Origin of the sequence: Novosphingobium sp. TCA1 (assembly GCF_009811895.1) — a bacterium.
In the GTDB taxonomy this organism is placed as follows: domain Bacteria; phylum Pseudomonadota; class Alphaproteobacteria; order Sphingomonadales; family Sphingomonadaceae; genus Novosphingobium; species Novosphingobium panipatense_A.
Genome location: NZ_BLJH01000022.1, coordinates 1 through 9,478 on the forward strand (window position 1 = coordinate 1; position 9,478 = coordinate 9,478).

Annotated in this window: 8 protein-coding genes; 3 read left to right on the top strand and 5 right to left on the bottom strand. The window is 58.7% G+C overall.

Features of this window, described 5'->3' with window-relative positions; genetic code table 11:
• The first annotated feature begins 244 nt into the window (after positions 1 to 244).
• Complete coding sequence (locus tag NTCA1_RS20740; protein WP_159831688.1) at positions 245 to 409, top strand: hypothetical protein; 165 nt, start codon at positions 245 to 247, stop codon at positions 407 to 409.
• 128 nt (positions 410 to 537) lie between these two features.
• On the opposite strand, the gene NTCA1_RS20745 is transcribed toward NTCA1_RS20740, so the two are convergent.
• Positions 538 to 774 carry a hypothetical protein gene (locus NTCA1_RS20745; protein WP_133083893.1) on the bottom strand — a complete coding sequence of 79 codons (237 nt, stop codon included), beginning with the start codon at positions 772 to 774 and terminating at the stop codon, positions 538 to 540.
• Positions 775 to 3,565: 2,791 nt separating this feature from the next.
• Here NTCA1_RS20745 and NTCA1_RS20750 point away from each other — a divergent pair.
• Positions 3,566 to 4,978: a DEAD/DEAH box helicase gene (locus NTCA1_RS20750; protein ID WP_201282554.1), complete on the top strand. Its 1,413-nt coding sequence runs from the start codon at positions 3,566 to 3,568 to the stop codon at positions 4,976 to 4,978.
• 279 nt (positions 4,979 to 5,257) lie between these two features.
• On the opposite strand, the gene NTCA1_RS20755 is transcribed toward NTCA1_RS20750, so the two are convergent.
• From NTCA1_RS20755 to NTCA1_RS20770, 4 genes are all read right to left on the bottom strand, one after another.
• A complete protein-coding gene (locus tag NTCA1_RS20755; RefSeq protein WP_086490520.1) occupies positions 5,258 to 6,160 on the bottom strand; it encodes a dihydrodipicolinate synthase family protein in 903 nt (300 codons plus the stop codon).
• Between the two features lie 18 nt (positions 6,161 to 6,178).
• Complete coding sequence (locus tag NTCA1_RS20760; protein ID WP_086490521.1) at positions 6,179 to 6,796, bottom strand: LysE family translocator; 618 nt, start codon at positions 6,794 to 6,796, stop codon at positions 6,179 to 6,181.
• 1 nt (position 6,797) lies between these two features.
• A complete protein-coding gene (locus tag NTCA1_RS20765) occupies positions 6,798 to 7,118 on the bottom strand; it encodes a multidrug efflux SMR transporter (protein WP_086490522.1) in 321 nt (106 codons plus the stop codon).
• A gap of 212 nt (positions 7,119 to 7,330) precedes the next feature.
• Positions 7,331 to 7,951, bottom strand: a complete 621-nt coding sequence (locus NTCA1_RS20770) for a LysE/ArgO family amino acid transporter (protein WP_159831689.1) — start codon at positions 7,949 to 7,951, stop codon at positions 7,331 to 7,333.
• A 73-nt stretch (positions 7,952 to 8,024) separates the two neighbouring features.
• Between NTCA1_RS20770 and NTCA1_RS20775 the strand changes: the two genes are divergently transcribed.
• Complete coding sequence (locus NTCA1_RS20775; RefSeq protein ID WP_133083888.1) at positions 8,025 to 8,915, top strand: LysR family transcriptional regulator ArgP; 891 nt, start codon at positions 8,025 to 8,027, stop codon at positions 8,913 to 8,915.
• Positions 8,916 to 9,478: the final 563 nt, after the last annotated feature.

Here is a 9,478-nt window from a genome sequence, read left to right on the forward strand (position 1 = left end):
TCGCGGGAAGGTGTGGCATAGGGCTGAGAAGGCGGCAACTTTTATGGGTTCACGGCCTAATTGAACGGCTTGGATGGGCGCATTTCAGCCTAAGGACTGATGGCAATTTTTAGGCCAGGAGCGTCAGCTTCCTTGCGCGACCCTGCTGCTCGCGTCCTATAACGGTTTCCGACAGAAACGCCGGATCGATCACCTCGAGAGCGACCTCGGCCAGGCCCAGCTCGATGCCGCCACTTTCGAAACGATGATCGCGTCCCTGTCGAGCTCATTCGCTTCCGGCACTTCGGTGGTCTCTTTGCTCGCCAAGCGGTCGTCGCTGGTGCTCGACGAGAACGGCTTCGTCGACGGGATCGAATTGCCCGGCCCGGACGGCCTCACCCGCATCCCATTCCGCACCAAGGGAGAATGACGATGGCAGACGGAAGCCGCCAAGCCACCAGAAGCGCGCGCCACGACCGCGCCGCAGGCCCTCGCCCTCAACTGCGCCATTGCCCGCGAGGACTACACGGCGGCCGAACTGGCGAAGATGTCCGAATATCAGGAGCATTGCCGATGATCCGCCTCGCCGCCCTCCTGCTCGCCCTGCTCGTGGCCGGGTGCAAGACGTGTCCCGCTCTCGACTTTCCGCGCGCGGCCGACGTCACGGCCATCACCGCGCCGCGCCCGAAGATCCCGCCAGCCGCGCTTGACCCGGAGAACCCAACTGCCGCGGCGAACTATCAGTCGGCGGATCGCCGCATGGAGCAAGGCGGTCAGCGATTCTGGAGGCCGCATCTGCCTTTACCTAGCGCAATTGGGGATGCCGGGCATCGTGTGCCCAAAAGCGGCAGATTAGTCGCAGGCCGCCCTCCAAGCAGGATGTCTAGAGCTGCGAAGCCTCTTGACCTCGAAAACAAAGGTGCAAATATTTCGTAAGGCGGAATCACCGCCAACGTGAGGAGAGCTGGAAGAAAGGAGGCACCACAATGTCCCTCTCCAATTTTCGTCATCCATTGGAATTCGTGAAGCACCCCCAACTCGAACCGGAGGTTAAGCGCGCAATTCTAGCTTCATGGGCCTCAGATGCCCAATCAGTCGAAAACCGTCCTGATCTAAGGCGACCGCCCGGCACATCGGGATCAATCAGGCTCGACGACATAATGTCTGCTATGCGCAGCCTTGATGCTCGCGAGGCATAACCATGTCGGAGAGGCTATTTACGTTGCTGCGCGAAGAGCGAAAACGTCTCGAAACCGCCATAGCGAAAGCGGAGGAGAGCGGAAGCGCAGACCCGTCAGAGGTTAAGCGCCTAAAAATGCTGCATCGAATTGTAAACGAGCAAATCTGCAGTTGGATGCGGGACCTCTACGGCAAAGATCCAGAGGAACTCATGCTAGCGGCCTAGCGTCGAGATCCTATCAGCGCGCAAGGCAAAGATAGTGAAATCCTGAGAGGGCCCGGGGTTTCGACACACCCCGGGCTCATTTCTAGATATGTGCGAGCGAATGACACTGTAATTCACGGTGCGGCGACCTTTGAGAAGTAGCTGCAGCAAAGGATATGGATGGGAGGATACCCTGCAAAAATTTCAGGGACAAACGCCGTGATCCATAGACTCTACCAAAGGCGCGGAACTCTTCCGCCTAGCCTGTCGTTGCAGGCAGTGGATCCCTTGGGGTCAAGTTCCGCGGCATGGCTCTCCCCCAAACGCCGTGTCCGAGCGGTGAGAAGAGGCCGCTTCGGCTGGCCGCTGACGGCGGCCTCTTCGATCCTGTTACGCTCAGATAGAGGTGTTCGAATGTATCTCGTGCGCTTATTTGACGGTCGGAATTTGATCGGAACGATAAATTGGTCCCGTCACCCACTGGAGGGCGTGATAACCCAAGCGCACAATGCTTTGGTTCGTGGTCCTGCCACCAGAATCGAGATCGAACGGCGCGACGGGAAAGTCGTTTATCGAGTACCGGCTGTTGTTGTGGAGCTAGTGAATTAGAGATTGCCGGTCGAACGACAAGGCATCTGAGCGGCCTCGTTTTCGAAACTGAGAACTCGGGCGCAACGATTTCGGAACCATTTTTTCAAATCCGCGCTTAGCTTGCAGGTGTCGGCGGTTTCTGACAAATCGAAGCCTCGATGAATGCGGATGATTCGTCATCGGCAGATTCTAAATGAAAATGGCCCCGTAGCGACCGAGCGCTACGGGGCCATTTACCTTGCGCGCAAAAGGATGACCCACGATGCGCCAGATCGCTCAACGATTGAGATATTGATCCGCTAACCTAGTGCCGTATGCTGACTCAGGAACCGGTGCCCCCCGGTTTGAGGTCGCTTCTGGACAGGAGGCGACCTCTTCTATGTCACAGCCTTATGAACCGCGTGGCGCCAACACCCCCGCAGTCCGCGTCCCAAGGCGCGAACCCATGGAAAATCCTCAAACACTTGCGGAAGGATTCTGGATCTCAGTCCCGCGCCAAGCCTCGATGAGCCTTGTTGCTCTTGGCGAGATCGTTCACCAGCCAGCCCTGCCCGACTGCGGCAAATAGCGGTCTGCTTTGAGGTTGACGCCGCAGCGCGGGGTGGCGCGGCGGCGTCTGAGAGGTAGCTACGGACCGGGCTCGACACCGGCTACCAAGCGGCCTTCATTCCACTTGGCCCGACCGCTTTCGCGATCCTCAAGCATGGGCACGTCCATCCGTGCAGCCGCAGCCAAGTGGAAGCTATCAAGATCGAGGCACGGAACAATCGCCCTTGCCACATGTTAACCCATCACCTCGGCGGATCACCCCCTGTCTCCACCGAGTTAGAGGCCGTCCCTTTTGCGGGGGACGGCCTCTCGCTTCATAGGGCCACGACGCCCACCAGGATCACACAGCAGCCAAGCGCAGCCAATATTCGGCGGGTGGCAGGCCCAAGGCTTCCGTCCGCGAGTATGGCTGTAGCTGCCAACGAAACTCCGAACACAACAGCGGCAAGCATCAGGTAGAGGTGCTCGACATGCATCAGGGAAACTCCTGACCGATTCTCATGCGTCACCGAATTACAATATCCAAAAAGGCGCCGGATTAAAAATCGATAAGGCATTGGAACCTTTTGAGACTTGGTACATTTTGTCGCCGGTCCTCAGGAAGTAACTCCGTTACCTGCCAAGGCCACCCTTTTGCGCGAAAGTGCAAGGCGACCCAAACTTGAAAGCCCGGGGCAGTCAGATGCCTCGGGCCTTTTCAGTTATCGACTTAGCTGGTGAAGCCCCGGAAAGGGATCGTCATGCCGTCTCCCCAAGGGGACCGGATACGAAAGCCTTCCCAGCAGACCATCTCGTGTTCGCCGTCGTGCCCCTTGGGCCGAAGGCAAAGCGAAAGCCTGTCCTCGCTCGGCGCACCGCAATGCCCGGAGTTCAGGAGGAAGCCCGCTGTCAGGCGCCATGCAAAACTGGGCCGGTAGCGACAAATAGAACTGGCCCCCCCCTGAATGAGGAGGGACTGATGAGTAGCCTGGATAATGCGACAATCTCCGCAGTGTCTGCGCGGAGAGATATGATGCTCGAGCCTGATGAGGTGACGGCGATGCTGAGGCTAAACAAGCTCGGTTGCGCGAAACAGAAAAGGCACTCGCGAAACTGGCCGCAGCGCTGCAGATGGCGCAAGCGCAACAAGCGCAGGTCCGAGACAGGCTGGACACCAGCCGCACGAACCTCCGCAGCCTCGAACAAAAGCTGGCCGACTGGCGCACCCGTCTCGGCGGACGTCTCGTCGATGACGCCTTTTTTGCACAAGGCCATGAAGTCTCAAACCTGTCCGCCCCGTGGGTGCCGGACAGCATTCATCGCAAGCGCGAAGCGCTGTTCATCGCGGCGATTGCCGTCCACAAGGTCTTCATCGACTGCGCGGCCCAGAAGCTGCTGCAAAACCTGAACGTGCTGATGGACATCTTTTCCAAAGGCGCCCCCAAGGACCCGGCCAAACTGGCCTTGCTCCCCGAGCTCTGGTCAACGCTTTTCCTGGTCGTGCCGGTTCTGTCGACCACGTTTGCATCGGTCGAGCGCATGATCGGCGAACTGCCTCCCGAGGCGATCGGCTGGCTCTTGATCGACGAGGCAGGCCAAGCGCTGCCGCAAGCAGCAGTGGGCGCGATCATGCGGGCGCGCCGTTCGATCATCGTAGGCGACCCGCTGCAGATTCCTCCTGTGGTCACCCTGCCTCAGCGACTTTCGGTCGAGATCTGCAACTACTTCAATGTCTATGTGGACAAATGGGCTGCGCCCGAAGCATCCGCCCAGACCTTGGCGGATGCGGCATCGGCATATCAGGCCAGTTTCCCCTCCCCCCAGGGCGACAGACGCGTGGGTATTCCCCTCCTCGTTCACCGCCGCTGTGACCAGCCCATGTTCGGCATCTCCAATGCCATTGCCTATGACGACAAAATGGTCCTTGCGACGGCTGCTGGAGAAAGCCCAATCGGTAGAGTCCTGGGTGTTTCCTCGTGGCTGAGTGTCGATGGCGATGCCGAAACGAAATGGTGCCCCAAGAAGGGAGAGCTGGCCAAGTCGCTGCTGCGACGCCTTGCAGATGCAGGCATAACGCAGCCCGACATTTTCCTCATCAGCCCGTTCCGAATTGTCGCCCAGGAAATGCGCCGTATCCTGAAGCAGGATAAGGGACTTATGAACGCGCTTGAAGTCGATGCCCACAGCTGGGCGAACGACAGGGTCGGCACGATCCATACCGTTCAGGGACGCGAAGCCGAAGCCGTCGTTCTGGTGCTGGGTGCCCCTCGGGCTGACCAGGGCGGCGCTCGAAATTGGGCCAGCGGGACGCCGAATGTTTTCAATGTGGCGGTTTCGCGCGCAAAACGTCGGCTCTACGTTATCGGCTCTCATGGAGCCTGGTCGGGTGTCGCCCATGCCCGCGCTCTGGCTGGCGACCTTCCAGTCACGCGCGATGGCATCTCCATATCAGACAGCTCGGATGCCGCGACGTCATTCGCGCCTCCATACGGCTGACCGAGGATGAAGTTATGGCGTGGTCTGGCCGATAGGGGAATGTCTGGATTAGATTCAGTCTGCAGGGATAGCTGACGTTCAATCGGAATCGGCTGCCGCCCGACATTTTCCGGTAATCGCTTCTAAGGTGAACGGCCGCCGACGCTGGGAGCTGCCGTTCACCGAAATCCAGAGATCTTCCCCGCTCACCAAAGCTGGAAGCCGCGGTTCTGCGCATTCCTGATGAAAGGTCCGGCTAAGAAGCGATCATCGTTCGGCGAGCTTTGTGTTATCGCCATCTCACTTCGCAGCGGATTTCATTCTGTCGACGGCAGCCGGTAGTGCGGTCAACTGGTACTCACCGACGAACCCTTGCACCGGCAGCGGGGCCATCCCGACATCAAGGCCGAGGATTTCTGCGATCCCGTATATGGTGCGCAGGCTGCCATGCCTTTCGAAGAGTGCCCACATGGGGGCATAGAGCGCCTGCAGCCTTTCGGTTTCGGAAGTGTCGCCAGCCATTGCAGCTCGGGTTAGGCGAACCGCCGGCTCCGGCAGCACCCCTGCGACGACGCTATGCCAGGCATCGGCGCCTGCTAAGAATGCCGGCGCAGCGCACCAGTCGCCGCTATAGCCAATTCTGAAATCCTCCGGCACGCGAGCGCGAAGCTCCTCGATTTCGGCCGTATAGTTCTGGTCATCGAGCGGCGGCATCTTTGCCGCAACGATGCCCGGTACTTGTGCGAGTTCGACGATCAGGTCGTGCGAGAATTTGAAATTCGTCGTGCCCGGGTTGTTGTAAATGCATAGTGGCAAATCCGTCGCCGCAGCGACTGCCTTGAAATGGTGCTCGACTTCTTTGGCGGACAGCTGTGTGTAGGACATCGGCGCAAGCAGCAGCCCGCTGGCCCCGGCGCTCTGAGCTGCAACGGCAAGTTCGCAGGACCAGCTGGTTCGGAGCGCTCCGACACCTGCGACCACAGGGACGCGGTCTGCCGCCGCTTCCACGGCAGCCGCGACAGCGCGATTGCGCTGTTCCCGGTCAAGGTAGGCATAGGTGCCCGTGCTACCGAGAACGCTTACTGAATTGACGCCTGCATCAGCAAGGCGATCGACAAGAATGCCCAGTGCATCCGTATCGACAATGCCGTCTTCGTTTGCCGGAGTGGGCGGGAATGCGGAAAGGCCCTTGAAAACTGTCATATGTGATAATCCAATGTACTATCGGCCGAAGAGGAGGCGCGTACCGGCGCCAGCGAAAACAATACTGAGCGTCCCATCTATCCAGCGTCGCGCTCTGGCATAGCCTTTTACCATCGGTGCAGTTGAAAACAGCACGGCATAGCCAAAGAAGATAAGTCCCCCCAGAAGGACGCAGCAGCCAAAGGCCAGGGCCAAACGCTCGGTCGAAGCATGTGCTCCAACGCCTAGAGACATAAGGGCGACCCACGAGAGGATCGCCTTCGGATTTCCGACGTGCATGAGCACTCCGCGCCTATACATGGCGCCAAGATTTTCCTCTCCAGCGGATATCACCAAGGGTGCCGCATCCGTTTGCATAGCTGACCGGGCGGACTTGAAGGCAAGCCAAAGCAAGTAAAGACCGCCAGCGAACTTCAGGATCGCGAGTGCCTGTGCATAGCGAATGACCAGCGCCGCAAGCCCAGTCACGGCGATCAGGCCCCATGCGAACGACATCGTCACCACGCCAGCTGCCATTGCCGCAGAAGGTCTGCGTCCATGCCGCATGGCGATTCCCATGATGCCCATGGTGCTAGGGCCGGGGCTGCCTGCGGTCAGGATGTAAGCGCCGTACACGAGGAACAGATCATTCCACATGTTACGCGGTCGCGAAGAACCTGGTGCCGACGACGCCGACAACAACGAGAGAAATAAAGACCATCTGCACCGGACTCAATCGCTCCCCAAACAGTATCACGCCCATGATGGCTACGCCGACCGCGCCAAGACCGGTCCATACTGCGGATGCGGTCCCTGCCGGAAGCGTGCGCATGGCGTAGGCAAGCAGCCCCATGTTGACGAAGTTCAGGATGATGGGGAAAGATGCCGACGTCCAGCTTCCCTGCGTTGCCGCCCATTTCATGCTAAGCGCCCATGCGATTTCGGTGATCACCGCGATCCCGAGTACGATCCACGCCATGGCCTGTCGTCTTTCCGTAGCATTTGTGCCGGGTCTCCGATCTGTCTGGTCCCATGGGGAAGCATAGCGATGCCTCACCGCGACCTCGGATATTGCGACTAGCCATTGCCAGATCGATGCGATTGATGCCGGACCGCAATTGCTGACCTTCGTGCTATCTGGATGTCGAGGCTGAAATGACCCATGCATGACATGGTTCGTCGTCAGGCGCGTCATAAGATAATCCTCCCAATCAGTGATGCCGCTATGGTCAGCATGACGACGCCAACGATGGCATCGAGGATCTTCCAAGCCACGGGACGGGCGAAAAGCGGGATCAGGATGCGCGCGCCGTAGCCGAGCGCCGCAAACCAGGTCATGCTCGCCGTCGCAGCACCGGCGACGAAGACAGGACGCAAGGCAGGTGCATGAGCAGATCCTGCTGCCCCCATCAGCAGCACAGTATCAAGATAGACGTGCGGATTGAGGAACGTGAACGCAGCTGTCGCCCCCAAGGCGCTGCCCATCGTGAGCTTGCCTTGTGCCGATACCGCCATTGCTTCAGGCGTCATCATTCGCTGAAATGCCTTGAGACCGTACCACGCAAGGAACGCGGCGCCGCCAAGGGTGAGGAACAGAGTTAGTTGAGGCATTGCGCCGAGTAGCGCGCCCACGCCGGCGACGCCGGCGGCAATTAGGATCGCATCGGCAATGCCGCAGAACAGGACTATCGGCCCGACATGCTCACGCTTCAGCCCCTGTCGCAGGACGAAAAGGTTCTGGGCACCGATCGCCATGATCAGTGCGGCCGACATGGCAAAGCCGGTAACAAAAGTGGGCAGAACGTTGGTCATGGACCAGCTTATGCCTTCGCTCATCCATGCAGGAAAACTTGTTCTTCTACGCCTGATGAAGTATCCCTAAATCATGCTAGATTATCCTGCACTCGCCGCCGTCGCTAGCGTTGTCCGGGAAGGGAGCTTCGAACGCGCGGCCGAGCGACTGGGCGTTACACCCTCGGCTGTTTCCCAGCGAGTTCGCGCTTTGGAAGAGCGGCTCGGCAGCATTGTGATTGTGCGGGGGCAACCATGCCTCCCAACCGATCTCGGGCGCAAGCTGTGTGCGCATGTCGACATGGTGCAACTGCTTGAGGCCGATTTGGTCCCGGCTTTGTCGTTCGCAGATGGTCGGACAGAAAAGCCGGTCACGCTGAAGCTGGCTGTTAACTCCGACAGCATAGCGACGTGGTTCCCTCAAGCTGCAGCAAAATTCTCTCATGCCACCGGCTACCTTCTTGAGTTCATCATCGAGGATGAAGCTCACACCGCAGATCGCTTGCGTTCCGGTGAGGTGATCGCGGCAGTCTCAGACGACCCAGGGGCGGTTCAAGGCTGCAAAACGGTTGAGCTTGGTAGCCTCCAGTACCTCGCTTGTTGCAGCCCGGAATTTGCAGAGCGGCACTTCTCAAAGGGCGTCACTGTGGAGGCCCTGCAGAATGCGCCCTGCCTGCGGTTCGAACGCAGGGATGGCCTTCAGGCCCGATGGGTACGCGAAAACTTCAAGGTTGAGCTGGATGCGCCGATGCATTGGGTGCCCTCAAGCATCGGGTTCCTGAATTTCGGATTGTCCGGTCTGGGATGGGGCATGCATCCAGCCATGATTGCGGAAGCTAAGATCGCTGAGGGTCAACTCATTGAACTGGCGCCAGGGCATCCGCTTGATGTGAAGCTGTACTGGACTGTGACCAGACTTCATGCCTCTGCACTTCGCACGTTTACCGAGGCGGTTCGCAGTGTTGCTAAGGAGACTCTGATCTGAGTTAGACCGGCGCGTAGCAGCTGCTCACCTCTCTACCGTTCCGCTTGATGGTCGGCTTCCAAGACCGTCAGGTCGATCCTCAAATGGCTGGAATGGGCGCTATTCAGCCTGAGCACTGATGGCGATTTCTATGCAAGGAGCGTCAGCTTTCTTGGGCTACTGGTTCGGAACCGGAAGCGGAATATCCGACCAACTCGCCCTTCAGGAATGACAGGCGCCAAAGCTGTGCAGTTGGCGGCGTTTGGGAACCGGACCTCCCCTCCTTGATGGCAGAGATGAGGGAGAGGCGACACGCTGCGGTCAGTCAATTGATGACCGCAGCGGTACGGAAGTGATTCGGGGACTTACCTACTCGAAAAATGTGGGTTCGATTTCCTGCAACCAGCACATCTTAAAGTGGGGTATTTAGTGGGGTATCACGGCAGATGTTTTAAAAGTTTTTCATTTATTTTCAATACTTAGGAGTGACTTTTGACTGACACCCTGTCCGCCATGTATCGTCAGGCTCGACAAACTCCGCCAAGTCACGTTCGGCAGGTTTGAGCGGCGATACAAGCAGCACT

Bases quoted from the DNA above. Each gene is read 5' to 3' on its own strand.
- NTCA1_RS20740 (WP_159831688.1), top strand. From the start codon at position 245: ATGATCGCGTCCCTGTCGAGCTCATTCGCTTCCGGCACTTCGGTGGTC.
- NTCA1_RS20765 (WP_086490522.1), bottom strand. From the start codon at position 7,118: ATGGCGTGGATCGTACTCGGGATCGCGGTGATCACCGAAATCGCATGG.
- NTCA1_RS20755 (WP_086490520.1), bottom strand. From the start codon at position 6,160: ATGACAGTTTTCAAGGGCCTTTCCGCATTCCCGCCCACTCCGGCAAAC.
- NTCA1_RS20745 (WP_133083893.1), bottom strand. From the start codon at position 774: ATGCGGCCTCCAGAATCGCTGACCGCCTTGCTCCATGCGGCGATCCGC.
- NTCA1_RS20760 (WP_086490521.1), bottom strand. From the start codon at position 6,796: ATGTGGAATGATCTGTTCCTCGTGTACGGCGCTTACATCCTGACCGCA.
- NTCA1_RS20770 (WP_159831689.1), bottom strand. From the start codon at position 7,951: ATGACCAACGTTCTGCCCACTTTTGTTACCGGCTTTGCCATGTCGGCC.
- NTCA1_RS20775 (WP_133083888.1), top strand. From the start codon at position 8,025: ATGCTAGATTATCCTGCACTCGCCGCCGTCGCTAGCGTTGTCCGGGAA.